25 protein-coding genes are annotated in these 25,444 nt (G+C 61.7%); 9 read left to right on the forward strand and 16 right to left on the reverse strand.

Annotated features, from left to right (window positions below):
• Positions 1 to 214: 214 nt before the first annotated feature.
• Positions 215 to 619 (reverse strand): TraR/DksA family transcriptional regulator, encoded by a 405-nt coding sequence (locus ACEN83_RS19485; RefSeq protein ID WP_007935965.1) that lies wholly within the window; start codon positions 617 to 619, stop codon positions 215 to 217.
• A 382-nt stretch (positions 620 to 1,001) separates the two neighbouring features.
• Between ACEN83_RS19485 and ACEN83_RS19490 the strand changes: the two genes are divergently transcribed.
• Positions 1,002 to 1,607 (forward strand): glutathione S-transferase, encoded by a 606-nt coding sequence (locus ACEN83_RS19490; RefSeq protein ID WP_495578127.1) that lies wholly within the window; start codon positions 1,002 to 1,004, stop codon positions 1,605 to 1,607.
• Positions 1,608 to 1,795: 188 nt separating this feature from the next.
• Here the strand turns inward: ACEN83_RS19490 and ACEN83_RS19495 are convergent, their stop codons facing one another.
• Positions 1,796 to 2,725 carry a hypothetical protein gene (locus ACEN83_RS19495; protein ID WP_495578128.1) on the reverse strand — a complete coding sequence of 310 codons (930 nt, stop codon included), beginning with the start codon at positions 2,723 to 2,725 and terminating at the stop codon, positions 1,796 to 1,798.
• A 782-nt stretch (positions 2,726 to 3,507) separates the two neighbouring features.
• Between ACEN83_RS19495 and ACEN83_RS19500 the strand changes: the two genes are divergently transcribed.
• Positions 3,508 to 4,191: a response regulator transcription factor gene (locus tag ACEN83_RS19500; protein ID WP_020796732.1), complete on the forward strand. Its 684-nt coding sequence runs from the start codon at positions 3,508 to 3,510 to the stop codon at positions 4,189 to 4,191.
• On the forward strand, positions 4,169 to 5,572 hold the full coding sequence (locus ACEN83_RS19505; protein WP_116583260.1) for a sensor histidine kinase: 1,404 nt from the start codon (positions 4,169 to 4,171) through the stop codon (positions 5,570 to 5,572). The genes ACEN83_RS19500 and ACEN83_RS19505 overlap by 23 nt, the downstream gene beginning before the upstream one ends.
• 88 nt (positions 5,573 to 5,660) lie before the next feature.
• Here ACEN83_RS19505 and ACEN83_RS19510 read toward each other — a convergent pair whose 3' ends face one another.
• The 3 genes from ACEN83_RS19510 to ACEN83_RS19520 are packed head-to-tail and all read right to left on the reverse strand — an operon-like array spanning position 5,661 to position 7,914.
• Positions 5,661 to 6,071, reverse strand: a complete 411-nt coding sequence (locus tag ACEN83_RS19510; protein ID WP_495578129.1) for an SRPBCC family protein — start codon at positions 6,069 to 6,071, stop codon at positions 5,661 to 5,663.
• A gap of 26 nt (positions 6,072 to 6,097) precedes the next feature.
• Positions 6,098 to 6,895 carry an SDR family NAD(P)-dependent oxidoreductase gene (locus ACEN83_RS19515; protein WP_218480381.1) on the reverse strand — a complete coding sequence of 266 codons (798 nt, stop codon included), beginning with the start codon at positions 6,893 to 6,895 and terminating at the stop codon, positions 6,098 to 6,100.
• A 2-nt stretch (positions 6,896 to 6,897) separates the two neighbouring features.
• On the reverse strand, positions 6,898 to 7,914 hold the full coding sequence (locus tag ACEN83_RS19520; protein ID WP_218483689.1) for an aldo/keto reductase: 1,017 nt from the start codon (positions 7,912 to 7,914) through the stop codon (positions 6,898 to 6,900).
• Between the two features lie 222 nt (positions 7,915 to 8,136).
• On the opposite strand from ACEN83_RS19520, the gene ACEN83_RS19525 reads away from it, so the two are divergent.
• From ACEN83_RS19525 to ACEN83_RS19535, 3 genes are all read left to right on the forward strand, one after another.
• The gene (locus ACEN83_RS19525; protein ID WP_495578130.1) at positions 8,137 to 9,033 is read left to right on the forward strand and encodes a LysR substrate-binding domain-containing protein; all 897 of its coding nucleotides are present in this window, start codon (positions 8,137 to 8,139) and stop codon (positions 9,031 to 9,033) included.
• Between the two features lie 500 nt (positions 9,034 to 9,533).
• On the forward strand, positions 9,534 to 9,893 hold the full coding sequence (locus tag ACEN83_RS19530; RefSeq protein WP_495578131.1) for a DUF6124 family protein: 360 nt from the start codon (positions 9,534 to 9,536) through the stop codon (positions 9,891 to 9,893).
• 235 nt (positions 9,894 to 10,128) lie between these two features.
• On the forward strand, positions 10,129 to 11,049 hold the full coding sequence (locus tag ACEN83_RS19535) for a LysR family transcriptional regulator (RefSeq protein ID WP_116583274.1): 921 nt from the start codon (positions 10,129 to 10,131) through the stop codon (positions 11,047 to 11,049).
• Here the strand turns inward: ACEN83_RS19535 and ACEN83_RS19540 are convergent.
• Together ACEN83_RS19540 and ACEN83_RS19545 are read right to left on the reverse strand one after the other, a co-directional pair.
• Positions 10,970 to 11,566 (reverse strand): DinB family protein, encoded by a 597-nt coding sequence (locus ACEN83_RS19540; protein WP_495578132.1) that lies wholly within the window; start codon positions 11,564 to 11,566, stop codon positions 10,970 to 10,972. The two genes, ACEN83_RS19535 and ACEN83_RS19540, sit on opposite strands and share 80 nt — an antisense overlap.
• 72 nt (positions 11,567 to 11,638) lie before the next feature.
• Positions 11,639 to 12,748, reverse strand: coding sequence for an NAD(P)/FAD-dependent oxidoreductase (locus tag ACEN83_RS19545; protein WP_495578133.1), 1,110 nt, complete (start codon positions 12,746 to 12,748; stop codon positions 11,639 to 11,641).
• 131 nt (positions 12,749 to 12,879) lie between these two features.
• Here ACEN83_RS19545 and ACEN83_RS19550 point away from each other — a divergent pair, with 131 nt between their 5' ends.
• Positions 12,880 to 13,200 (forward strand): DUF2388 domain-containing protein, encoded by a 321-nt coding sequence (locus tag ACEN83_RS19550; RefSeq protein ID WP_007973734.1) that lies wholly within the window; start codon positions 12,880 to 12,882, stop codon positions 13,198 to 13,200.
• Here the strand turns inward: ACEN83_RS19550 and ACEN83_RS19555 are convergent.
• Both ACEN83_RS19555 and ACEN83_RS19560 read right to left on the reverse strand, forming a co-directional pair.
• Positions 13,194 to 14,186, reverse strand: coding sequence for a pyridoxal-phosphate dependent enzyme (locus tag ACEN83_RS19555; RefSeq protein ID WP_495578134.1), 993 nt, complete (start codon positions 14,184 to 14,186; stop codon positions 13,194 to 13,196). The two genes, ACEN83_RS19550 and ACEN83_RS19555, sit on opposite strands and share 7 nt — an antisense overlap.
• Before the next feature lie 101 nt (positions 14,187 to 14,287).
• Complete coding sequence (locus tag ACEN83_RS19560; protein WP_495578135.1) at positions 14,288 to 15,079, reverse strand: SDR family NAD(P)-dependent oxidoreductase; 792 nt, start codon at positions 15,077 to 15,079, stop codon at positions 14,288 to 14,290.
• Positions 15,080 to 15,202: 123 nt separating this feature from the next.
• On the opposite strand from ACEN83_RS19560, the gene ACEN83_RS19565 reads away from it, so the two are divergent.
• Together ACEN83_RS19565 and ACEN83_RS19570 are read left to right on the forward strand one after the other, a co-directional pair.
• Entirely contained in the window at positions 15,203 to 16,147 is a 945-nt protein-coding gene (locus ACEN83_RS19565) for a GlxA family transcriptional regulator (RefSeq protein WP_495578136.1), read from the forward strand.
• A 72-nt stretch (positions 16,148 to 16,219) separates the two neighbouring features.
• Complete coding sequence (locus ACEN83_RS19570; RefSeq protein ID WP_495578137.1) at positions 16,220 to 16,879, forward strand: methyltransferase family protein; 660 nt, start codon at positions 16,220 to 16,222, stop codon at positions 16,877 to 16,879.
• A gap of 107 nt (positions 16,880 to 16,986) precedes the next feature.
• On the opposite strand, the gene ACEN83_RS19575 is transcribed toward ACEN83_RS19570, so the two are convergent.
• The 7 genes from ACEN83_RS19575 to ACEN83_RS19605 form a co-directional block, all read right to left on the reverse strand.
• Complete coding sequence (locus tag ACEN83_RS19575) at positions 16,987 to 17,649, reverse strand: HAD-IA family hydrolase (protein WP_495578138.1); 663 nt, start codon at positions 17,647 to 17,649, stop codon at positions 16,987 to 16,989.
• Between the two features lie 59 nt (positions 17,650 to 17,708).
• Complete coding sequence (locus ACEN83_RS19580; protein ID WP_495578139.1) at positions 17,709 to 18,116, reverse strand: response regulator; 408 nt, start codon at positions 18,114 to 18,116, stop codon at positions 17,709 to 17,711.
• Positions 18,117 to 18,230: 114 nt separating this feature from the next.
• Complete coding sequence (locus ACEN83_RS19585; RefSeq protein ID WP_495578140.1) at positions 18,231 to 19,841, reverse strand: GMC family oxidoreductase; 1,611 nt, start codon at positions 19,839 to 19,841, stop codon at positions 18,231 to 18,233.
• A 154-nt stretch (positions 19,842 to 19,995) separates the two neighbouring features.
• Positions 19,996 to 21,213, reverse strand: coding sequence for a mandelate racemase/muconate lactonizing enzyme family protein (locus ACEN83_RS19590; protein WP_495578141.1), 1,218 nt, complete (start codon positions 21,211 to 21,213; stop codon positions 19,996 to 19,998).
• A 1-nt stretch (position 21,214) separates the two neighbouring features.
• Complete coding sequence (locus ACEN83_RS19595) at positions 21,215 to 22,537, reverse strand: MFS transporter (protein ID WP_495578142.1); 1,323 nt, start codon at positions 22,535 to 22,537, stop codon at positions 21,215 to 21,217.
• A 161-nt stretch (positions 22,538 to 22,698) separates the two neighbouring features.
• Positions 22,699 to 24,123, reverse strand: coding sequence for an aldehyde dehydrogenase (gene aldA, locus ACEN83_RS19600; RefSeq protein ID WP_495578143.1), 1,425 nt, complete (start codon positions 24,121 to 24,123; stop codon positions 22,699 to 22,701).
• 208 nt (positions 24,124 to 24,331) lie between these two features.
• Positions 24,332 to 25,261: a LysR substrate-binding domain-containing protein gene (locus ACEN83_RS19605; protein WP_495578144.1), complete on the reverse strand. Its 930-nt coding sequence runs from the start codon at positions 25,259 to 25,261 to the stop codon at positions 24,332 to 24,334.
• Positions 25,262 to 25,444: the final 183 nt, after the last annotated feature.

A 25,444-nucleotide genomic window follows, 5' to 3' on the forward strand; every position in this document is an offset into this window, starting at 1 on the left:
ATTGTTGTCTTCGCATTAAACGCCAGCATAAGGCCATTATCCATGAGCCTTTAGTCGCGAACGTTGCAGCAGATCAACAGAAGAATCGGGAAATCGCAGACGACAGAAAACAAAGATCGCAGCCTTCGGCAGCACCTACGGAACAAATGTAGGAGCTGCCGAAGGCTGCGATCTTTTCCAGGCAGCCCGGGATTAACGGGGCTGCCTAACAGAATCAGGCCTGACGCTGGTGCTTGTCGATTTGCTCGTGACGCTCTTGAGCTTCGATGCAGTACTTGGTGGTCGGGCTGATCAGCAGGCGCTTGAGGCCAATCGGCTCGCCGCTGTCGTCGCACCAGCCAAAGCTGTCTTCCTTGATGCGCTCAAGGGCTTGTTCCAACTGAGGCAGCATGCGCTGGTCGCGATCGATCGCGTTCACCAGCCAGGTGCGCTCTTCTTCGACCGAAGCCGCGTCTGCCGGATCGGCCGGGGTGTCCAGGCTTTCGATGGCGATGCGGTTCTGTTCGATGCGCTCATGGGTTTCGACTTTCATGTTCTGCAACAGCTCGGAGAAAAAAGCATGTTGCTCGGCATTCATGTAGTCATCCGCCGGCATGGCCAGCAACTTGTCCTTTGTCATTGATATCTCTATAAAAAAACGTGCATTAAGGCGAATAAGGGAGCGTTCCGGCAGACCTGGGCAGGCCATCGGAAAGGCGCCGTTTGTTCCAAGCGCCACCCGGCACTCAATTTACGAGGGGCGGCAGTCTAAGGCCGACTTGAGGCCTCAGCAACTGAAAAGACAGCGAATTTGTCCGACAAAGCCCTGAAAATGCTCTACGGCAGGCTTTGAGGCGGTAATCGGAGTGCGTTTATAGCAAGAAATTCAATCGAGCGGCTGTATATAGAAGACAAACGGCCTGCACCGGGCCATTTTCCCCGCCTTTTTCCCTGCCATTTGCATGGCTGCGAACCTCAGCTAAGGTTGTCCCTCCCGAAATGGCCATATAAAGGAAAGGACCATGAAGCTGATCGGTATGCTGGACTCGCCCTATGTCAGGCGCGCCGCCATTTCTGCCAAATGCCTGGGAATCACGCTGGAACATCAATCGGTCTCGGTGTTCCGCCACTTTGAACAATTCCGGCAGATCAACCCGGTGGTCAAGGCGCCCACCCTGGTGCTGGATGACGGTGAGGTGTTGATGGACTCGACGCTGATCATCGACTACCTGGAAACCCTCGCCGATAACAGCCTGATGCCCGTCGAACCGGCTCAGCGTCTGCGCGCGTTGCGCCTGATCGGCCTGGCGCTGGCCGCCAGCGAAAAGTCCGTGCAGCTTTACTACGAGCGCAACCTGCGGCCGGCGGAAATTCAGTTCGAGCCTTGGGTGCAGCGGGTCGAAGGACAGCTGGTGGCGGCGTATTCGGCGCTGGAGCGGGAGCTGGAAAAGCAGCCGCTGAAGACTGAGGGTGTGATCGAGCAGGACGGCATTACGCTGGCGGTAGCCTGGAGCTTCACCAACCTGGTGGTGCCGGACCAAGTGAGTGCGGCGCAGTTTCCACGGATCGCCGCGTTCACGGCGTATGCCGAAGGGCTTGAGGTGTTTGTCGGTACGCCGATTGACTGACAGATTCATTTCGCCTCATCGACCGCCTTCGCGAGCAAGCCCGCTCCCACAGGGGTGGGAGCGGGCTTGCTCGCGAAGCTTTTATAGCTTCAGTCGAATCAATGCACAAACAACGCAATCAGGATAATGATCGGGATCGGCACGCCGAGAAAGAACAGCAGTAATGAACGCATGGTAGTTCTCCTGGATTAACGAATCGGTGCAGTGGTGACGTAGGTATCGGTTTCCAGATACACCACCGCATCCCGGCGACGACCACCGAAGGTTGCGGCAAGGCTGGCGAAGAACGCACCGGCCAACAGCGCAACGAACATCCACAGCGTGGTCCACGCCGCCACTGTCGCAGCGGTGTCAGCGGCTTGTTGAGCGGCCAGCTTGGCGTCGGCCACGGCTTTCTGGGTGCGGGCATAGACTTCATCGACACGACGTTCGGCGTCGGCCTGAGTGAGGTTGGTCCGTTGCGCGACCAGTTGCGCCAGGTAAGTCCGGTCTTCGGCGGCCAGTTCACCCCTGTTCAGGGAACGCACAAAGATCCGGGAGACGGTGCCCCGGGCCGCATCATCGCTGACGGCAACCGGGCGATCATCACGGAACAGGCTGTCGACGAAGTAACCGTACTCATCGCCTTGGGTATTGCCCGCCGCAGTGCCAACGGCTTGCGTCGCGGCACTGGCGGCACCGCCGACCATGTTCGCCCCGGCCTGCACGCCACCGCCGACCAGACTGCTGACCGACCCGGCGACCAGCGTGGCCGTCACCAGCGTCGCCACGCACCAGGCCAGAAAACCATGGGCCGTGTCGCGGAAGTAAACTTCATCGCCGTGCATGTACGCCCACTTCACCCGCAGTCGCCCGGCGATGTAACCGCCAAGCCCCGAAGCGACAATCTGGGTGAAGGCCAGCCAGACAATGGTCGAGATCCCCAGGCCTTTGGCGCTCACGCCTTCATTGGCCCAGGGCGACACCGCCGAAAAACCCAGGCCGAAGCCGAGCAACACCAGGATCAGCGACAACGCCGCCGCGGCAGCGGCACCCGCGAAAATCGCTCCCCAGGACACGCCGGACAGCGTCGTGGACTCGTCCATGGCGGGATAGAAACCGTCAGAGGATCTATTCATTGTTATATCGCTCCAGGCAGAAAGATGGTGTTACAACTCTTCGAGGAAGGAATTGCAGTCACCGTGCCAGTCACGCACTTTGAATAAATCGTTGCGCTTCAATCGCTTAGAAAGTTTGAACTTCCCAGTCCCATGCAAACTGCAAGGAACAGGTTGAACCAACGGGTTTTATGCATGGGTTATTTGTAGCTTTTATTGCCACTGGGGAGTCAGACAACCTTTTTCGGGGCATTCACCGGTTTTTCGATTAGGACGCGGCCTTTTGTAGGAGCTGGCTTGCCAGCGATGGTCATTAACGATTACACGTGTGAACTGGATTAACGCGGCGCACTTGAGTCCATCGCCAGCAAGCTGGCTCCTACAGTTTCAGCGTGGGCATGACCCCTTGTGGGAGCTGGCTTGTCGGGTCGCCGCATCGCAGCGATGGTCGTTAACGATTACGCGTGTGAGCTGGATAAACGTGGCGCACTTGAGTCCATCGCCAGCAGGCTGGCTCCTACAGTTTCAGCGTGGGCATGACCCTTTGTGGGAGCTGGCTTGCCAGCGATGGTCGTTAACGATTACGCGTGTGAACTGGATAAACGTGGCGCACTTGAGTTCATCGCCAGCAGGCTGGCTCCTACAATTCTCCGGGAATGTGTGAGGAACCCAAAATTATGGCTCAATGACCTCAATGTTGCGGACCGCGACCCCGCCCAGATGAAAGTTAATTTATTAAGTCGCGGTTTTTTCTTGGCAAAATGCTCGCAACTTCGTATTGAACTGCAAATCAGGCCAGCCTTATGACCCGCATCTTGACCATCGAAGACGACGCCGTGACCGCCCGGGAAATTGTCGCCGAACTGAGTAGCCACGGCCTCGACGTCGACTGGGTCGACAATGGCCGCGAAGGGCTGGAGCGTGCGGTGAGCGGTAACTATGACCTGATCACCCTCGACCGCATGTTGCCCGAGCTCGACGGCCTGGCGATCGTCACCACGCTGCGGACCATGGGCGTGGCGACGCCGATCCTGATGATCAGCGCACTGTCAGACGTCGATGAGCGCGTGCGCGGCTTGCGCGCCGGCGGCGACGACTACCTGACCAAACCCTTCGCCACCGATGAGATGGCGGCCCGGGTCGAAGTCCTGCTGCGCCGGCAGAACACCGTGACCGCCCAGGCCACCACGTTGCGGGTGGCGGACCTGGAACTGAACCTGATCAGCCACGAAGCGAGCCGCGACGGTCAACTGCTGACGCTGCTGCCCACCGAGTACAAACTGCTGGAATTCCTGATGCGCAATACCGGGCAAATCCTCTCGCGGATGATGATTTTCGAAGAAGTCTGGGGTTACCACTTCGACCCCGGCACCAACCTGATCGACGTACACATCGGCCGTCTGCGCAAGAAAATCGACCCGCCTGGCAATGTCCCACTGATTCGGACCGTGCGAGGCTCCGGTTATGTCATTGCCGAACCCGTCTAAAGGCTGGCGCTCCTCCAGCAGCCGTTTGCTGGCGCTCTACAGTTCGCTGTTCGTGATCTGGAGCGGGATCCTCATGGGGGTCATGTACTACGAGGTTTCCGCTTACCTGGACAACCTGGCCAAGCACTCACTGATGCAGCGCCAGCACCTGTTTTCGCGCTTCTCGGGCGAGCAACTGGTGGACGCCCTCGCCGTCAGCATGACCTTCGACATCCGCGGCATCGACGCCTATGGCCTGTTCGATGCCCGGCACCATTACCTCAGCGGCGCCCTGCGCTACATTCCGGACGGCTTGCCGCTCGATGGCAAGATCCACATGCTGCGCGACTGCGATGCCTCCGGCGACAATGATGACCAGACGCTGCCCGCCGACAGTTGCGACGCCGTGGCGACCCGCACCCTCGACGGCCGCTGGCTGGTGCTGGTGCGCGACAACGGTTCGCTGTTCGCCGTGACCCGCATCATTCTTCACGCGCTGTTCTGGGGGGTGACCCTGACCATCCTGCCGGGCATCGTTGGCTGGTATCTGCTGCGGCGCCGGCCGTTGCGCCGCATCCGCGGGATCCAGGCCAGTGCCGAAGCCATAGTCGCCGGCGACCTGAGCCGGCGCCTGCCACTGTCCAATCGGCGTGACGAACTGGACATGCTCGCCGCCATCGTCAACGCCATGCTCGAACGCATCGAGCGCCTGATGCACGAGGTCAAGGGCGTGTGCGACAACATCGCCCATGACCTGCGCACGCCCCTGACCCGTCTGCGCGCGCAGCTTTACCGTATGCAGCAGCAAGCCGGCGAAGGCTCACCGCAGGCCATGCAACTGGACCTGGTGCTGGCCGAAGCCGATACGCTGATGGCGCGTTTCCGTGGCCTGCTGCGGATTTCCGAACTGGAAGATCGCCGACGCCGCTCCGGTTTCGTGCAACTGGACCCCGTGGCGTTGCTGCAGGAACTGCATGAGTTCTACCTGCCCCTGGCGGAAGACGACGGCCTGGTTTTCCAGCTGCACCTGCCCGCGTCATTGCCCCCCCTCAATGGCGACCGGGCGCTGCTGTTCGAAGCCGTGGCGAACCTGCTCAGCAATTCGATCAAGTTCACCCCGCCCGGTGGTGCGGTGATCCTGCGCGGGGTCAATGCTGGTGGGCATACACGGATCGAAGTGCTCGACTCAGGCCCCGGCATCCCCGAGGCGGAGCGTGAAGCGGTATTCCAGCGTTTCTATCGCGCCGAGGCCGGCAATCAAAAGACCGGCTTCGGGCTGGGCCTGTCCATCGTCGCGGCGATTGTCAGCCTGCACGGATTTACGCTGGAGGTGGGCAGCAGCGAACTGGGCGGTGCGCGGCTGGTGCTTGATTGTCGGGAAAGCTTGATACCGCAGACTTGAAAAGCAAAAGATCGCAGCCTTCGGCAGCTCCTACAGGGTTTTGTGTACACCTGTAGGAGCTGCCGAAGGCTGCGATCTTTTAAAAATCTCAACCCGGGTAGTTGGCCCGCAATGCTTGCAGTCCGCCGGAATAAATCCCGGTAAACAACGCCTCCACTTCCTCGTTGCTCACACCCACCGGTTCAAACCGCCCGGACCAGGTCACCCGCGCGCCCTCGCCTTGCGCCTCGACCTTGATCGTCGCCAGATAATCAGTCGCCGGAAAGGGTGCCTGCTCAATCGAGTAGCTGTAGGTTCGGCCCGCGTTGTCGAAGGTTTGCAGGCGTTCGATCACCACCGCGCCATCCGCCGTTTGCAGGCTGCGCACGCGCCCGCCGTCACTGAGCTCGCTCCTGGGAATGAACGGCAGCCAGTCCGGCAGCGAGTTGAACCCGCCAATCAATTGCCAGACCTGCTCGGCCGAAGCCGGGATGTCGATGAAGGCTGTTGCAGTTGCCATGAAATGCTTTCTCCAATCAATAAGGTTCAGATGGCCAGGCTGTCGACGACACCGCCGTCGACCCGCAAGGCAGCACCGGTGGTGGCCGAGGATAACGGCGAAGCGATGTAGGCCACCAGATTGGCAACCTCCTCGACGTCCGCCACGCGCTGGATGATCGACGTCGGCCGGGCCTTGCGCACGAACGCATCGGCTTCGTCCCGGGCACTGCGCCCGGATTCGGCCGTGGCGTCCTTGAGCATGTCCTCCAGGCCATCGGTAAAGGTCGGGCCGGGCAGGATCGCGTTGACCGTCACCCCGGTGCCGGCCAGGCGTTTGGCCAGGCCATGGGACACGGCAAGGTTGGCGCTTTTGGTCACGCCATAGTTGATCATGTCCGCCGGGGTCGCCACGCCGGATTCCGAAGACAGGAAGATCACCCGCCCCCACCCCTGCTTGACCATGCCCGGTGTGTAGTGCCGGGACAGGCGCACACCGGAGATCACGTTGACCTCGTAGAAGCGCGTCCACTCACTGTCCGGGGCGTCGTAGAAATCCACCGTATTGAAGATCCCGAGGTTGTTCACCAGGATGTCTGCCCGAGGTTCGGCGGCGAACAGTTTTTCGGCGCCTTCGGCGGTGCCCAGGTCGGCGGTCACGCCACGCAATTGCGCAGCAGGAACACGCTGACGGATGCTCGCCAGTGCCTGCTCGACCTTGGCCGTATCGCGGCCAATCACCACCACCGTGGCGCCCGCCTCGGCCAGTGCCTGGCTGATGCCCAGGCCGATGCCGGCGGTGCTGCCACTGACGACTGCCAGTTTTCCACTCAAATCAATCTTCATGTTCAAGCTCCAATGAGGGGCAAGGGCGCGCGCTCGGAGACCAGCTTGGCCTCACGCAACGCCTGCCAGAAAGCAGCGGGAATCACCGCCGACAGCGCGGCCACGTCTTCGGCAATCCGCTGCGGACGGCTGGAACCCGGAATCACCGCGGCGACTGCCGGGTTAGCCAGCGAAAACTGCAATGCGGCGGCCTTGACGTCGACGCCATGGGCCGCCGCGATGCGCTTGATCTGCTCGACCTTGTCGATGATCGCCGGGCTGGCCTTCTGGTATTCGAAGTGCGCGCCACCGGCCAGGATGCCCGAGCTGTAAGGACCGCCGACCACGATTTCGACCTGCTGCGCCAGGGCGGCGTCCATCAAACGCTGCAAGGCGCGATCATGGTCCAGAAGAGTGTAGCGACCCGCCAGCAGAAAACCGTCCGGCTGCGCTTCGCTCAGATCAAGGGTCAGCTCGCAGGGTTCGACCTTGTTCACCCCCAGGCCCCAGCCCTTGATCACACCTTCCTCGCGCAAGCGTGTGAGCACTTTGAACGCGCCGGTGCGGGCCTGGTTGAAGTACTCCAGCCATTGATCGCCGTAGAAATCCTGGGCGATATCGTGGACCCAGACGATGTCCAGGCGGTCGGTTTGCAGGCGCTTGAGGCTGTCTTCGATGGAACGCAGGGTCGCGTCGGCGCTGTAGTCGTTGACGATTTTGTTCGGCAGGCCGTGCTCGAACACCCCGCTCTTCTCGCCCAGGTCACGGGCGGCGGTGTCTTCGACTTCATCGAGGATCACCCGGCCGACCTTGCTGCTCAGTACATAGTCGTCGCGGTTGTAGCGGGCCAATGCGGCGCCGAGGCGAATTTCCGACAGGCCGGAACCGTAGAACGGCGCGGTATCGAAGTAACGCACGCCGGCGTCCCAGGCGGCATGGACGGTGGCCATCGCCTCGTCTTCGGGAATGGCGCGGAACATATTGCCCAGTGGTGCGGTGCCCAGGCCCAGCGCGCCAGGCAGTTTGTCTTTCAAGCTCATGGATGAGTCCTCTTGAGTATCAGGTCAACCTGTGGGAGCCGGCTTGCCGGCGATGGCACCGGAACAGCCGAAGCAAGTGTCGTCTGACGAACCGCTATCGCCGGCAAGCCGGCTCCTACAGAGGGTCACCTCGTTGCAGGTGACCGTTGAGCCGATCCTAGATTGCGAGCATCGGACCGTCCAAGACATAATGTGCAGCACTTGAGTCCCTGAAGGTCTGACATGATCGACATCCGCCAATTGCGCTACTTCGTCGCCGTCGCCGAGGAAGAACACGTCGGACGCGCCGCCGAACGCCTGCATATTTCCCAATCGCCCCTGAGCCGGCAGATCGCCCAGCTCGAAGAACGCCTGGGCCTGACCCTGTTCGAGCGCAGCCAGCAACGCATCCGCCTGACCCGCGACGGCCAGACCTTCCTCGCCGAAACCCGCGCCCTGCTGACCCACGCCAATCGCCTGGAATCCCTCGGCAAACGCCTGGGGCGCGGCGAGGAAGGCGGCCTGTGCATCGGCTACATCGAAAATGCCATGCACGCCGGCGTGCTGCCCAATGCCTTGCGCGTGCTGCGAGTCAACCGGCCGAACGTACACGTGGCGCTGTACAACCTGCGCTCGGCCGAACAACTCGAAGGCTTGCGCCAGCGTAGCCTGGACATCGCCCTGGTCAGCGAACCACCGACCGAAGACGACCCGGACCTGCTGGGTTTCCAGGTGCTGGACGACCCGATGCTGCTGGCCCTGCCCGAGCACCATCCGCTGGCACAACAGGCCGTGCTGACCCCGGCGAACCTCGCCGGTCAGGAGTGGATTGGCGTGCAACACCAGAATGTCGCCAGCCGCGAAAACTTCGTCAGCGCCTGCATCCGCGCCGGCTTCACTCCGGATATCCGCATGGAAGCCACCGGCCCTTTCACCGCAATGGCGCTGGTGGCCTCGGGACTGGGCATCGCCATGATCCAGAAAGGCTTGAGCCGCAATGCACCGCCGGGCGTGGTGCTGCGGGAAGTGCCGTGGATTTCCCTCACCCGACCGCTGTGGGCGGCGTGGCACCGGATCAATTTGCGGCCGTTGGTGGAGACCTTCCGCAAAATGTTGACCGAGCCTGAATCCACCCCATGAACCTGTGGGAGCGGGCTTGCTCGCGAAGGCGTCGGCATTGCCAGCAATGTTGTCGACTGGCACACCGCTTTCGCGAGCAAGCCCGCTCCCACAGGTTTCGTGCCCAGCCCAAAGCCATGTTTTTGTCGTGACAACCGCACATTAAACATCGACTGACCGACCTTGTTTAACGGCTGTCAGCGTAACTTGATGAAAGCTACAGCGCCTTGCGTCATTGCCTACGGTTACGCCAGAATCCGCCGGCTTACGCGCCATGAGTCCGGGCTTTATCGTTAGCCGGTCGCTGAAAAACAGCGATCGGGTTTGGTAGCCCGGACTAATTAGGCGCATAGCGCATCGTTTGCAGACCTTTCAGGTCTCTGTTTTATGGTGGCCATGCGCAGGGCTCTCTCGGGAGCGCCGGGTTCCTAATTACCGGTCTACCAACCCGCGTATGGCCGCCACCCTTCGTTTGGTAGCGAGGGCTGAAGGCTCCATGATTTCAATTAGGAGTTCAATCAATGATCAAGCCCACACCCAATCCCCCGGTAACAGATCCAGCCGCCCCCTACGAAAGCCCCGACTCCAAGCCATTCCAAGAAGCCGCCGAACGCGCCCTCAATCACTACCTCAACCCCGCCGCCAACATCATGGCCACGTCCCACAAACCGTCCACGATGTTCACCATCAACCCCGACATCGACACTGAGACCCTGTTGGCCCACGCCTGCGAATCGCTGGCCTCGGCCAATGTGATGACCAACGATCTGGCGGGTTTTCTGGAGGGCTCGCATCGCAACACCCTGCTGGGCATTGCTCAGGTCATCATGCTGGGTGAACTGGCGGTAAACCGGGCACTGGATAACCTCGATCCACCTTGAGCCTACGCAACACCCTGTATTGGAATCACCTGCACTGTAGGAGCTGCCGCAGGCTGCGATCTTTTGATCTTGCTTTTCTACAATCAAGATCAAAAGATCGCAGCCTGCGGCAGCTCCTACAGAAAAGCGTGTTCAACCAAGGCCGGGCACACCCGCCAATCCGCGCTTTTATTGCAAGGATCGTTTGATTTCGGTGCTTTACTGGAAAGACCGCAAACCCAGCGAGCCCGCCACAATGAACCGCAACGACCTGCGCCGCGTGGACATGAACCTGCTGGTGATTTTCGAAACCCTGATGTTCGAGAAGAACCTGACCCGGGCCGGGGAAAAACTGTTCCTCGGTCAACCTGCTGTCAGTGCGTCGCTGGCCAAGCTGCGCGATCTGTTCGACGACCCGTTGCTGGTGCGCAACGGTCGGAGTCTGGAGCCGACCCCGCGGGCGTTGCAGATTCTCAAGGAGTTGCAGCCGGCGATGGACACCATTTCCGGGGCGGTCAGCCGGGCCAAGGATTTCGAGCCCTCCACCAGTCGCGAGGTGTTTCGCATCGGCTTGTCCGACGACGCCGAATTCGGGCTCTTTCCGCCGCTGCTCAAGCAGATTCGCGAAGAAGCGCAGAACGTTGTGGTGGTGGTGCGCCGGGTGAATTTCCTGCTGATGTCGTCGATGCTGGCCAGCGGCGAGATTTCCGTCGGTATCAGCTACACCACGGAATTGCCGGCCAACGCCAAGCGCAAGAAATTGCGCGACCTGAGTGTGAAGATCCTGCGCGGCGATGACCGTCCCGGCCCGTTGACGCTTGACGAGTTCTGCGAACGCCCTCACGCACTGGTGTCGTTTTCCGGGGATCTGAGCGGTGCCATCGACAATGACCTGGCCCGCATCGGCCGTTCGCGCCGGGTGGTGCTGGCGGTGCCACAGTTCGCGGGTTTGCGGGCGTTGCTGGCGGGTACCGACATGCTCGCCACCGTACCGGATTATGCGGCCAGTGCGTTGATCGAAGGCAGCAGCCAGTTACGGGCGGACGATGCGCCCTTTGAGATCAACCTGTCCGAACTGTCGATGGTCTGGAACGGGGTCAGCGATAACGATCCGGCAGAACGCTGGTTGCGTTCGAAAATTGCACAGCACATGGCGGTGCCACCGTCGGGGCATTGATCGACTGCAGGAGCACCGGCTCGGATTCGCGCAGGTACACCGGCATGTCGGTCACCGGTGGCATGGCCGGAATCTCGAAGTACATCTGCACCACCCAGCCACGGTGATAGCTGGCGTGGTTGACCACATGCATCAGCATCGCGCCGGCGCTCATGGTGCCGCTTTCGCCCGAGACAAAGGTGAACTCCACCGGTTTTTCCAGGGAGGCATCGGTTTGCCGGGCGCTCCAGTCGCAGTACCAGCGGTCGATCTCTTTTTGCGCCTGGCGCAGTTCCGACAGGTCGGCATGCAGCAGATCGTGCGAGGTCTTGAAGCCATGTCCCCGGCCTTCAAGGTGCGCCCGCCAGATACAATCCACCACGTAGACATGATTGAGGGTGCCGATCATGTTGTTGAACACCGACACCCGTTGTTTTTTGACTTCGCCCGGAGGAAGCGCCGCAAGGCTGTCAAACAGGCGCTGATTGGCCCAGCGTTTGTAATCGGCCAGCAGGCAGGCAGTGCGTACAGTGATCATCAGAGGTCTCCGATGGCAGTAAGCGCACTCCCTAGCATAGACCCGATGCCCGCAAGGCAGGGTCAGCACCGATCATCGGTCGTCGAGGCGTTTTACCACGTACTCGGCAAGCGCCAGGCAACTGGTCAGCCCCGGTGATTCGATGCCGAACAGATTCACCAGCCCCGGCACGCCATGTTCGGCGCATCCGCTGACGAGAAAATCGGCGGCCGGCTCGGTCGGCCCGCTGATTTTCGGGCGAATGCCGCTGTAGGCCGGTTGCAGGCTATTGTCCGGCAACCCCGGCCAATAACGGCGGATCGCCTGATAGAAGCCCTCGGCCCGGCGGGGTTCGACGCGGTAATCAATCTGCTCGACCCATTCGACATCCGGCCCGAAGCGCGCCTGCCCGCCCAGGTCGAGCGTCATGTGCACGCCCAGTCCCGCACTCTCCGGAGCCGGATACACCAGGTGTCGAAAGGGTGCCCGGCCGCTGAAACTGAAATAGCTGCCCTTGCACAGATGCGCCTGGGGAACGCACTGTGCAGGCAGGCCGACGATAGCGCGCGCCACCTCGGGAGCGGACAGCCCCGCGCAGTTGATCACTTCGCGGCAGCGCAGGGTCATGGGTTGGCTGCCGCCCATGTGCAGCTCGAAGCCCTGGTCGATGCACAGGGCCGACAGCAACGGCGTGTGCAAGGCCAGCGTCGCACCGAAGCGCTCGGCGTCACCCTGAAGTGCCAGCATCAGCCCGTGGGAATCGACGATGCCGGTGGAGGGCGACCACAGTGCCGCGACGCAGGACAACGCCGGCTCGAGCTCGCGGGCCTGTGCGCTGTCGAGCCATTGCAAGTCATCGACACCATTAAGCCGCCCTTGCTCCAACAGACGCTGCAAAGCCGCACGCTGCTGCTCGTCGGTGGCCACGATCAGCTTGCCCACGCGCCGGTAATCGACACTGTGCTCATCGCAATAGGTGTAGAGACGCTGCTTGCCCTCCACGCACAACCGCGCCTTGAGGCTGCCTTCCGGGTAATAGATACCGGCATGAATCACCTCCGAGTTGCGCGAGCTGATGCCCGTGCCGATGCCCGGCCCGGCCTCGACCACCAGCACGTCCCGTCTGCTAATGGCCAGGTGCCTGGCCACCGCCAACCCGACGACGCCAGCCCCGATCACCACGCTTTGAATATCGACGTTCAACGACCCTGTCTCCCACAACCGTTCTCGGTGGCGACGCCTCAGAGCTCTCCTCACGGAACTCTCGTCGACTGCCACGTATCCTAAACTATGTGATACATCCCTTATGCTTCATGCAGTCGGAGGACACCGTCATGCGCCGCCTATTTATCATCTCTGCACTGGTACTTTGTTTGCCCGCAGGTTCGGCCCTGGCCAAAGTGGATGCCGGTGACGTCGCCACTTCCGCCGGGGTTTCCGCCTCTCTGTACTCAACGTTCAAAGACCACAAACTCATGATTCCCGCCCGGGATGACGCCTCCAGTTTCGTCGCCAGCGGCGGTGCGATTCGTGGTGCTTATCTGGAAGCGGTGTTGAAAAAGATCCGTCAGGACAATCCCGCCCTCAACAACGCAAGCGACGAAGACCTGGCCCGCGCCATCCTCGTCCAGGAAGGCGTTGCCACCGATCACTGAAGACCGTCATCGCCAGCGGTAGGGCTTGTGACACCGGGATAGCGTTTCCAGCCCTGCCTCGCGTGCGTGCCAGTGGACATGCGTGCCCACCCGGCCACCAGCTGCGCGTTGATACTCACCCCGCCGCACACCACGATCACCACGTCATGGGCCTCGGCAATCGCCGAGTGATCCAGGTAGGCGATCGCCAATGAAACGCCGCACGCCGGCTCGACCAGCTGACGCAAATCATTGGCGTAATGCACCACGCCCATGATCGCCTCATCATCACTGAGCACCACGCACTCATAGGGAAAATCGCCGATGTGCCTGACCGGCCAGGCGGCCACTTGCGCGGCCCCCAGGGACGTGGCAACCGTGTCGATTTTCGGCAGTCTGACCGGATGCCCGGCCGCCACCGCCGCGGCGAATGACGCCGCGCCTTCGGTTTCGCAGGCGACGATGCGGCAATCGGTGTGCCGATGACGAATCAGTCCGGTGAGCAGCCCGGCCAGCAAGCCACCGCCGCCCACCGATGCCACCAGCACATCCACTGGCGGGCAGTCGGCAAGGATTTCATCGACCATCGTGCTGTGCCCTTCCCACAACACCGGATGGTCGAAGGCCGGCACGAATTCGCTGCGTGGGTCCTGGGCGAGTTCCCGGGCCCATTGATTGGCTTCGTCCCAGACCTTGCCGTGCTCGATCACCTCGGCGCCGGTCTTGCTGATCCGCGCCCGGGTGCTGTGGGGGGTGGTGTGCGGCACCACGATGCAGGCCTTGAGCCCCAGGCAGGCGGCGGCCATGGCCGTGGCCAGTCCCGCGTTACCGCCGGAGGGACAGACCACCTTGCGCTTGCCCTGCTGCGCCGCCCGGCTGCAAAGCAAGCCGATGCCGCGTATCTTGAACGAGCCGCCCGGTTGCAGGTTTTCCAGTTTCAGCCAGATACGGCGGGTCGGGGTCGACAGGCCGGGGTGCAGGATCAAAGGTGTGCGGATGTGAAGCATGTCGGTTCCTGTTACACACCACCGGCTCGCCGAACAGGTCGACGAGCCAGCGGTGAACGGTCCTCTCATGCAAGTTTAGTTCACCCGGTCCGGGGACAGTCTCAGTGATAACGCGGCGCCGCCACGCGATTGCCAAACAACCCGGACAGCGTCTTGCGCTGGGCTTCGTGACGATCCCACTGGCTGCCATCGTGCAGGCCCGGGATGGTCACCGTTTCACCGGCCGCCAGGCCCGCGAGCGCGGCATCGACCATGTCTTCGGCGGACATCACGATCTCCTGCGGCAGGTTTTCCACCGGGTTGCCGGCCTCGCTCCAGAAATCGGTGGCGGTCGCCCCCGGCAATACCGCCTGGACGCGTACGCCTTTGTCCGCCAGTTCATGCTGCATCGACTGGCTCAGGGCCAGGACAAACGCCTTGGTCCCGCCGTACACGCCGTTGAGGATTTCCGGGGCGATGGCGACGATGGAGGCGATATTGACCAGGGTGCCGGTGCCCCGGGCAACGAAACCGGGTACAGCGGCGTAGGCCAGGCGCATCAACGCCGTCACGTTGAGACTGACCATCGCGTCCATGTCGTCCACGGGACTGGCCAGCAGCGGCATGACGCCACCGACCCCGGCGTTGTTGACCAGCAAGGTGATGCTGGCGTCGTTGCGCAGGATCTGTTCGACCCGCAGCGAATCCGCCTTGTTCGTCAGGTCGGCGACCACCACCTCCACGGTGCGCCCGGTCTGGTCGCTCAGATGGTTGGCCAAGGCATTGAGTCTGCCCCGGCTGCGGGCCACCAGGATCAGGTCGTAACCCTGGCGGGCCAGGCGGTCGGCATACACCGCGCCGATGCCCGAAGAAGCGCCGGTGATCAGTGCAGTGCCTTTGGATGAGAGAGCCATGGTGCAATTCCTCTAGGGTGAGGCGAGAGATTCGCCGGGTGCAGTCCGTTATAAAGGGACTTACGCCTGTCTCAAATGACGTTTAAAGTACGTTTTTCGGACATACCGTTTGAGGACAGGCCGATGATCAGCGTGGCGTTCGTGGTTTTCGAGGGTTTCCAGTCCATGGCGCTGGCCGCCATGCCGGTGTTCGAATACGCCAATTTCAGTGCCGCACAGACCCTGTATGACGTGCGCGTGCTGTCGGAAAACGGCCACACCCTGCGCGCCTCGGGTGGCTTGAGCGTTTGCACCGAGGCCTTCGACGGGCGCGTGTTCGACACCGTCATCGTGGTCGGTGGCGACTCGATCGTCGAACAGGCGCCCGAAGCCGTGCTGGAGTACCTGAAGGCCAGCATCCACAGCGCGCGCCGTACCGCATCGATCTGCTCCGGGGCGTTCGTCATGGCCCAGGCCGGCTTGCTCGACGGACGGCGGGCCACCACCCACTGGGCCTACGCCCGGGAACTGCAGGCACGGTTTCCGGCGATCAAGGTCGAGGCGGATCGCATCTACGTGATCGACGGCTCGATCTGGACGTCCGCTGGCATGACCGCGGGTATCGACCTCGCACTGGCGATGGTGGAAAAGGACCACGGCGCCGAGCTGGCCCGGGCCGTGGCGCAGAAACTGGTGATGTACCACCGCCGCGCCGGCGGCCAGTCGCAGCATTCGGCGCTGCTGGAACTGGCGCCGAAATCCGACCGCATCCAGACCGTGCTCGCCTACGCCCGGGAACACCTCGCCCAACCCCTGTCGGTGGAGCAACTGGCACAAGTGGCCAACCTCAGCCCCCGGCAATTCAGCCGGGCGTTTCGCGCCGAAACCGGGCAATCGCCGGCCAAGGCCATCGAGAACCTGCGTCTGGAAGCGGCGCGACAGATGCTCGAGCGCGGACGCCTGACCCTCGACCAGATCGCCCTGGAAACCGGGTTCACCGACCGCCGCCGCATGCGCGATACCTTCCTGCGGGTGTTCGGACAACCACCCCAGGTAATCCGGCGCAATGCGCGGGCGGAGGTGATTTGATCGCTCCCTCGCTCTGCGTGGGAACCCTCGGTATCTACACTGAACATACCGGAGGTCTTTTTTGGAGGCGCCATGAAAATCTCGGCCAAACTGGCGTTTTTCGCCGTCGTCAGCACCCTCGCCTACCTCGCCCTGGCGATCTGGGGACTGGGCGGTTTCGCGGCTTACTTCAGCCACGGCTCACTGGTCGTCGTTGCCCTGGCCACCCTGGTCATGGCCGTCGCATCGCTGTTCACCGAGGTCAACCTCAGTTCGGGAGAACGCGAAGACCGGGCCAATCGCTGGGTCCTCCCGGTCTTCGGTGTGATCGGCGTGCTCAGCGGCTTTGTGCCGGCCTATACCGACCGCATCGATTTCTGGACCTTTGGAGGTGAAGGCGTGCGCTGGCTCGGAGCACTGTTGTTCATCGCGGGCGGCGCGCTGCGGTTGTGGCCGGTGTTTGTGCTGGGCAAGCGCTTCAGCGGGCTGGTGGCGATCCAGCCGGGGCATCGACTGGTCACCGAGGGCATTTACCGGCGCCTGCGCAACCCCAGTTACCTGGGGATGATGGTCATCGCCGTGGGCTGGGCGCTGGCGTTTCGCTCGGGGGTCGGCCTGCTGCTGGCGGCGTTGACCCTGATCCCGCTAATTGCCCGGATTCACTCGGAAGAGGCCTTGCTCAGGGCGCAGTTCGGCAGCGAATACGAAGCCTATTGCGCCCGCACCTGGCGGTTGGTTCCCGGGCTTTACTGACTGGAACACTGATCCCCTGTGGGAGCGGGCTTGCTCGCGAAGGCATAGTGTCAGTCGCTATCAATGTTGACTGATACGCCGCTTTCGCGAGCAAGCCTGCTCCCACATTAGACCGCGTGCAGGCGCAGGCCTGCGGCATCCACCTGAACCCGGACCAGGTCATAGTCAACCAAGGTCCCATGCGCCGTCTCGATCGGCTGTCCATGGGTCGCCGTGACAATCATCAAATCCGCCCCCGCCGCTTCAGCCGCCAGAATCCCCACCGTGGCATCTTCAAAAACCAGGCACTGCCCAGGCTCCACACCCAGGCGCCGGGCCGCGAGTCGGTAACCCGTGGGGTCAGGCTTGCCGGCCGTGACGTCCTCGGCAGTCACCAGCACCCCAGGCTCGGGAATCCCCGCCGCCGCCATCCGCCGCAGCGCCAGTTCCCGTGGGGCGGAGGTGACAATGGCCCACTGCCTGGCCGGCAAGGACCGCAGGAATTTCGCCGCGCCCGCCACTTCGAATACCCCGTCGACGTCGTCGATTTCCGCTTCGGTGATCCACGCGGCTTCGGCCTCGGCATCCACCCCGGGCAAGCCCAGGCGCCTGATGGTGTCGATGGCGCGGGCGCCGTGAATGGTCGGCAGGAAGGATTCGACATCGACCCCATGGCGCACGGCCCAGGTGGTCCAGACCCGCTCGGCAGCGGCAATGGACGTCAGGACGGTACCGTCCATGTCGAACAGAAAGGCACGGTAAGTCGAGTTGAATACAGGGTGATCGGACAAGGAAAGGACCTCGCAGCTGCCGGACGGATTTGCCCGGCAATGTAGCATCTGCGAACGGCTCAGTTGAGTCGTTTGGACTTGAAGGTCTGGCTCACACAATCGAGCAGCCCACCGATCATCCAGGGCTTCTTGATAAACGAGACCGCGTGCCGCACGCCGGAGCTTTCAGGGGTTTCGAAACCGGACATGATCATGATCGGCTTGTCCGGCCAGCGATCGCCGAACTGGTTGGCCAGGTCCGCGCCATTGAGCGTGCCGGGCATGGTGATGTCTGTCAGCAGCATGCCCACCTGCGGCGCATGCTGTTCCAGATAGATGGCTGCCGCGTCCGCACTGGTGTGCGGCTCGACGACAAAACCCTCCTCCTGGAGAATCTCACAGAGAAACTCCAGGATCAGCGGGTCGTCCTCGACCACCAGAATCAACCCGCCAGGACGATGTTCGTCCGCCGTCGGTACTCGACTCATGACCGTGCCGCTCCCTGATTGCCTCAATGATTTCGCGGAATTGGATCCGCTGCCTAAAGGTATGAGCAGCGCAAACCGCGGAAATTCATTTTTGATACAGCCAGGTGACCGGCATCACGCGTCCTGCAGGATCAGGTCGGCGCCCTTTTCCGCCACCATCAACACGGCGGCGTGGGTGTTGCCCGACGTCACGTTGGGAAAAATCGACGCATCGACGATGCGCAAACCGTTCAGCCCGTGGACCTTGAGGCGCTTGTCCACCACCGACTTCTGCTCGTCCGGGCCCATGGCGCAGGAACCGCACAAGTGGTAGATCGAGCCGCTGTTTTCGCGGAAGTACTGCAGCATCTGCTCGTCGGTTTCGACCACCGGTCCCGGCAACACCTCTTCGACTGTGATGCCCTTGAGCGCCGGCGCCTGCATGATCTTGCGCATCAGGCGGCTGCCCTGGATCACCTCGTCGATGTCCTTCTGGGTGCTCAGGTAATTGGGGTCGATCAGCGCCGCATCCCGCGGTTTTTTCGAGGCGATTTCGATGTGCCCGCGACTGGTCGGCCGGCACGGGTTGAAGCACAGCAGGAAGCCTGAGTACGGCTCGGGCTTGAGACTGGCCTTGTTGTTCTTCGGGATCTGGTACGACAGCGGGTTGAAGTACAACTGCAAATTCGGGTTGGTCTGCTGCGCGTCGCCACGGAAGAACCCGCCGGCCTGGTTCACGCTCATCGCCAGCGCGCCCTTGCGGGTAAACAGGTACTTCAGGCCCAGCTTGAACTGGCCGAACAGCGAACTGAGCTGGTCGTTCAGCGTCGGGATGTTGGCCTTGTAGTAGTAACTGGCGCACAGGTGGTCCTGCAGATTCTGCCCCACCGCCGGCAGGTGCTTGACCAGCGGGATGTTGTGCCTGGCCAGCAGGGCCTGATCGGCCACGCCGGACAGTTGCAGGATTTTCGGCGTGTCCACGGCACCGGCGCAGAGGATCACTTCCTTGTTGGCGCTGAAGGTGCGCACCACGCCGTGCTGGGTGATGGAGACCCCGGTAGCGCGTTGCCGGTCGTCGAACAGGACCCGGTCCACCAGGGCAAAATGCTCGACCGTCAGGTTCGGTCGGCTCAATGCCGGGTGCAAATGGGCGAAGCTGCTGGAGCAGCGCTGGCCGTCGCGAGTGTTGACGTCGTAGATGCCCGCACCTTCGAATTTCGGCCCGTTGAAGTCGTCGCTGATGGGGTAGCCCAGTTCATCGCAGCCCTTGAGGAACACATCGCAGATCGGATGGGTCTGGCCCTTCATCGGGGTGATGCTGATCGGGCCGCTGCCGCCGTGGTAATCGCTGTCACCCAGCGGATGGTTTTCCAGCTTGCGAAAGTACGGCAGCACGTCCTTGAAGCCCCAGCCGTCGTTGCCGTTGGCCGCCCAGTCATCGAAGTCATGAGCCTGGCCACGCACGTAGATCATCGCGTTGATCGAGCCCGAACCACCCTGCACCTTGCCACGCGGGGCATAGATCTCACGGTTGTTCAGTTGCTTTTGCGGGCGGCTGTAGTACATCCAGTTGAAGGTCGGGTTGTAGTACATCTTGGCGAAGCCGACCGGGATCTTGAACCAGAGGGACGAATCTTTCCCGCCCGCTTCCAGCAGCAGTACCGTGTATTTCCCGGAAGCCGAGAGGCGATTGGCCAGAACGCAGCCTGCTGCGCCGGCGCCAGCGATGATGTAGTCGTATGTCATGCACGGTTACCGCGTAAGTCGTTGTACAAAAAAACCGCGCCTCCCCTGTAGGAGCTGTCGAGTGCAACGAGGCTGCGATCTTTTGATTTTTCAAAAGCAAGATCAAAAGATCGCAGCCTGCGGCAGCTCCTACAGGGGATTGCGCCCTCTCCCGTCAGCCCCTGGCCGGCGAAGTGTCTTTGACGTCAGCCGGAGTCGGCGCCATTTGCAGGTGCAACCGCTCACCGGTGTACGGCGAATGCTTGCGCACCACGTCCATGTTCAACTCCACGCCAAGGCCCGGCTCGGTGGACGGGATGATGTAGCCGTCCTCCCACTGCAAGGGTTTGGTCAGGACTTCGGCATGGAAACCACCCCAGGTCATGATGCTTTCCTGGATCAGGAAGTTCGGCGTGCAGGTCGCCAACTGGAAACTCGCCGCCGCGCCGATCGGTCCGTTGTAGAGGTGCGGGGCGATCTGCGCGTAATACGCCTCGGCCATGCTCGCGATCTTCTTCGCTTCCAGCAGGCCACCGCAGCGTGCGACGTTCATTTGCAGGATCGACGCGCCGCCGGCCTGCAGCAGCTTGAAGAATTCGTACTTGGTGGTCAGGCGTTCGCCGGTGGCAATAGGAATCGACGTCTTGACCGCGACTTGCGCCATCGCATCTTCCTGACCTGGCGGCACCGGCTCTTCGAACCACAGCGGGTCGTACTTCTCCAGGCGCTTGGCCAGGCGAATGGCCGAGGACGGCACCATCTGCCCGTGGGTGCCGAACAGCAGGTCGCACTTGTCGCCCACCGCTTCGCGGATCTTGCGGCAGAAGGTTTCGCAGCGCTCCAGCACTTCCAGGGAAATCTGGTGGCCGGAATACGCGGTGTATGGCCCGGCCGGGTCGAACTTCACGGCGGTGAAGCCTTTGTTCATGTTTTCGATGGCGCACTCGGCGGCCAGGTCCGGGTCGTCGTAGTCGTACTCGCCCTTGCTGTTGACCGGGTACAGGTAGGTGTAGGAACGCAGCTTTTCGTGGACCTTGCCCCCGAGCAACTCGTAGACCGGTTTGTTCGCCGCCTTGCCGATGATGTCCCAGCAGGCCATCTCCAGGCCGCTGACCACGCCCATCATGGTCAGGTCCGGACGCTGGGTGAAACCGCTCGAATAGGCCTGACGGAAAAAGCGTTCGATGTGGTGCGGGTCCTGGTTCAGCAGGTAGCGTTCGAACACGTCTTCGATGATCGGCAGCATGGCCTTGGGGCCGAAGGTCGCGGCGTAGATTTCGCCGACGCCTTCGATGCCGCAGTCGGTCTTGATCTTGACGAACAGCCAGTACATCCCGCCGATGTGCGGTGGCGGAACGGCAACGATATGGGTTTCAAGGGCGACGATTTTCATCTCAGGCACCTGTCTTCTTATTCATGGATTTACGATTGATGCGCGCACGCAGCGTTAGGGCCGCCAGGGTCCCGAGCAGGCCGACGAACGCGATGTAGCCGAAATACAGCTTGTAGCCAAAGGCTCCGGGGAAGTGCTCGGTGAGGTAGCCGTTGATCAAGGGAATGAAGGCATCCGGCAGGTAACCCACCACCGAGACAATGCCGATGGCCAGGCCGGTGATGCGCAGCGGAATGTTGCAGGTGTCCAGGATCGCCCAGTACAGCCCGCGAATGGCGTAGGTCATCAGGCCGATGAAAATCACCGTGCCGATCAGCAGGCCGAGGCTGTTGAGGGCCGGGAACACGATCAGGCCGATCATCGCCAGGGAAGCGAGGAACAACGCGACGACCAGTACCGAAATGTTGGAGAACTTGTCACCCAGCCAACCACCGCCGATGCCGCCGATGGGGCGCATCCACAGCTTGATGGTGGTGATGGTGCCGGCCATGACCGCGGTCATGCCGCCGCCCTGCAGGTAATCGGAGAAACTGTAGGTGGCCCAGAAGATGTGGTAACCGCAGAACACAATGGCGGTGACCAGCCACAGTTCAGGAATTTTCACCAAGGTGGTCAGGTCGCTGAGCAGGTTGAATTTGCCCTTCTCCACCGCCGGCGTGTCTTCCATGGCCTTCGGGTCCTTGATCAGCACCAGCACGCAGCCGATGGCGATACAGGTGAAGGAATACAGGTAGACCACGTGCTTGAAGCCTTCGGCCACCGACTCGCCACGGGTTTCGGTGGCGAAGGCGAACAGCGCCAGGGCGACGGTTGCCAGCAGGGCTTCCACCAGACCGCGACCGCCGTCGAGGATGCCGAAGAATCGACCCTGCTCGGTGTGATGAGCAATCATCTTCACCCGCTTGAGCACCGAGGCCCAGAAGGTCAAACCCGTGGTCAGGCCCCAGCAACCGAAGATGATCATCAAACCGGTCATCGACGGCGCGGTGGAATACCACAGGCCCAGGGCGCCGGTGGCCACCAGCGAGAAGAAAATCAGGAAACGCGGGGCAATGCGGTCGGCCAACCAGCCGCTCGGCAGGTAACTGAGGAGGAAAATCGTCCCGAGCATCGAGTACAGATAACCGAGCTCGCTGTGGCTGATCTGGAACACTTCGAGCATGGTGGTCTGGTAGACCTGGCGCAGGTACAGGATCGGATAGATCGCACCAGCGGCGAGCACCAACAGCATCAGTTGGAAATAACGACTTCCCTTGTCGCTTTGACTTTTTGAACCCGCGTTCGAACCCTGAACAGCGGCAACAGTGGTTGCAGGCTTGGACATTGAGTAGACCTCTGGCACCCGGTGGTCCGGGCGCTCGAATAATTGTTTTTATAGGTGTGAAGCAGCTGCAAGTTTCAAGCTATAAGCGGCAAGCCAGAGCCAGTCACCGTTTGCTTTTACTTGCAGCTTGAAGCTTGCAGCTCGCAGCTGTGACTACCGTCCTAGTACTTCATGACCACCAGACGGGTCTGGGTGAATTCGAGCATGCCGTGCTTGCCGTCATCACCGCCCAGGCCCGAACGTTTCCAGCCGGCGTGGAAGCCCTGGTACGGGTCGGCCGGGGTGCGATTGACGTACAGTTCGCCGGCTTCGATGGCGTTGGCGACTTTCTGCGCGGTGCGGTAGTTCTCGGTGTACAGCACCGACGACAGACCGAACTGGTGGTCGTTGGCCATGGCCAGGGCTTCGTCGATGTCGCGGTACTTGAGCACTGGCAGCACCGGGCCGAAGATTTCTTCCTGGATGATTTCCATGTCCTGGCGGCAGCCACTGAGCAGGGTCGGCGGATAGAAATGGCCCTTGCCTTCAGGCAGCACGCCGCCGGTTTCCAGTACTGCGCCGTCGGCGACGGCGCGCTCGACCATGGCATGGATGTTCTGCTGCGAACTGGCGTTGACCAGTGGCCCCATCAGGCTGGCATCGGTGGCGCGGTTGCCGAATTTCACGGCACTGATTTTCTCTTTCAACAGACCGAGGAATTGGTCGTAGACGCTTTCCTGCACATAGACCCGCTCCACCGCCGTGCACAACTGGCCACAGTGGGTGGTCTTGGAGGCGACGATTGCAGTGGCGGCGGCTTCGAGGTCGGCGTCGGCTTCGATGATCGCCGGGGTCTTGCCGCCCAGCTCCAGGGACGGCTTGGCGATGTTGGCCTTGCAGTAATCGAGCACGATGCGCCCGGCGTTGACGCTGCCGGTGAGGGTGATCAGGCCCACGGCTTTGTGGGTGCAAACCGTGGCGGCGGTGGCGTGATCCATGGTCAGGATATTGATCACGCCCGCCGGCATGCCGGATTGCTGTACAGCCTTGGCGATTTCGAAGGCCGAGGTCGGCGTGTTGTTGCTCGGGCGTACGACCACGGTGTTGCCGGCGATCAGCGCCGGAGCAATCTTGCGCAGCAGGGTGTAGACCGGGTAATTGAACGGGATCAGGCAGGCGACCACGCCAATCGGCTCGCGGTGCAGAAAGAGGTTTTCGTTGGGCGAATCGCTGGGAATGATCTCGCCTTCGATGCGGCGCGCCCATTCGGCGTGATAACGGGTGATCTGCGCTGCGTAACGGGCTTCGTTGCTGGCATCGCTCACGCTTTTGCCGGACTCGGCGGCGAGCGCCTCACCGATGTTTTGTGCGTTGGCTTCAAGGGCATCGGCAAAGGCACGCAGGTAGTCGGCGCGCTCGATGCTGGTGAGCATGCCCCAGATCTTTTGTGCAGCCTGGGCCGCTTCGACCGCCGCCGTGGCTTCGCCGGACGTAGCCGCCGATACGTGGCCCAGCAGCGCTTCGGTCGCCGGGTTGTAGACCGCGATCAGCGCATCGCTGGCCGGTTCAATGAAGTGGCCGTTAACAAAGTTTCGCTCGAGTCGCATGTGCATCGCCCATCGTTGTTTTTTTCAATACCGCCAGTCTTGTCATGCAGACCGGGTTGAACAAACGATTTATTGAGCGGTGAAACATTCGAAAAATGCAGGTTACCCTGTAGGAGCTGCCGCAGGCTGCGATCTTTTGATCTTGATCTTTAAAAGCAAGATCAAAAGATCGCAGCCTGCGGCAGCTCCTACAGAAGGGGTTGGGGGTTCAGGTGACGGCGGTGGAGGGTTCGAGCTGCCTTTGCGCCAGCCAGATTTCTTCCTGCAACCACTGGCTGAACACCTGCAACTGCGCCAGCGACTGTTCCGGCCGGGTCACCAGCCAATACGACTGATGGCCTTCGACATGCACGTTAAGCACCTGGGTCAGTTGCCCGCTGGCCAGCTCCGGCGCGACCATGTGCCAGTCGGCGATGGTGATGCCCAGGCCATCGATGGCCGCGCGGATCGCCAGGTCGAGCAGGTCGAATTCATATCCGCCCTGAGTATCGACGCCCTGGATGCGTGCCGCGTCCAGCCAGTGTTTCCAGGTCAGGTAGCGCTGGTCTTCCCGGGCCAGAACATGCAGCAGCGTCAGGCGATTGAGGTCGATGCCCTGCTCGCTCCACTCCCGCGCATACAGCGATGGCGCGCACACCGCGATGTGCCGCTCCTTGAAAAGTAACGAGCTGTCCAGGCCATCCCATTCGCCGTTGCCGAACCGGATCGCGCAGTCCAGCGTGCTGGTTTCCGCCAGGCTGTCCTGCAGGCGCGTGGTGATGCTCAATTCCATCTCTGGATGCTTCTCGCGCAGGCGCCCCAGGCGCGGCATCAGCCAGCGGTTGGTGAAGGTCGGCGGCGCGTTGATGTGCAGGCGGTTGGCATGGGATTTCTGCTGGATGCTGCGCACCGTCAGCTCGATCTTGTCGAAGGATTGGTGCAATGCCCGCAGCAGAACCCGGCCGGCACTGGTCAGTTCAAGGTGATGGTGACGGCGCTCCAGCAGGTTTTCGCCCAGTTGCTCTTCCAGCTGCCGCACCTGGCGACTGACCGCGCTCTGGGTGACGTTGAGCAGTTCGGCGGCGCGGGTGAAGCTGCCTGTGCTACCGGCCACTTCGAACGCTTTGAGCGCATTCAGGCCGGGCATTTTGCGTTTCATGAAAGGCTCTCAAGGACCAGTGACAGGGCGCAAGGATCCCATGGCGGCGACGCATTGTCCTACAGGATTTTTTCAGTAACATGCGTTAGATGAAGGTTTCAGCGGATTTTTAATCGTTTGTTCATCGCAGCTCAGATCGCAAGACTGGCCGGCATCTCAAATAAAAATAACCGAGAGCTGCCA

It is taken from the genome of Pseudomonas sp. Pseusp49 (assembly GCF_059491875.1).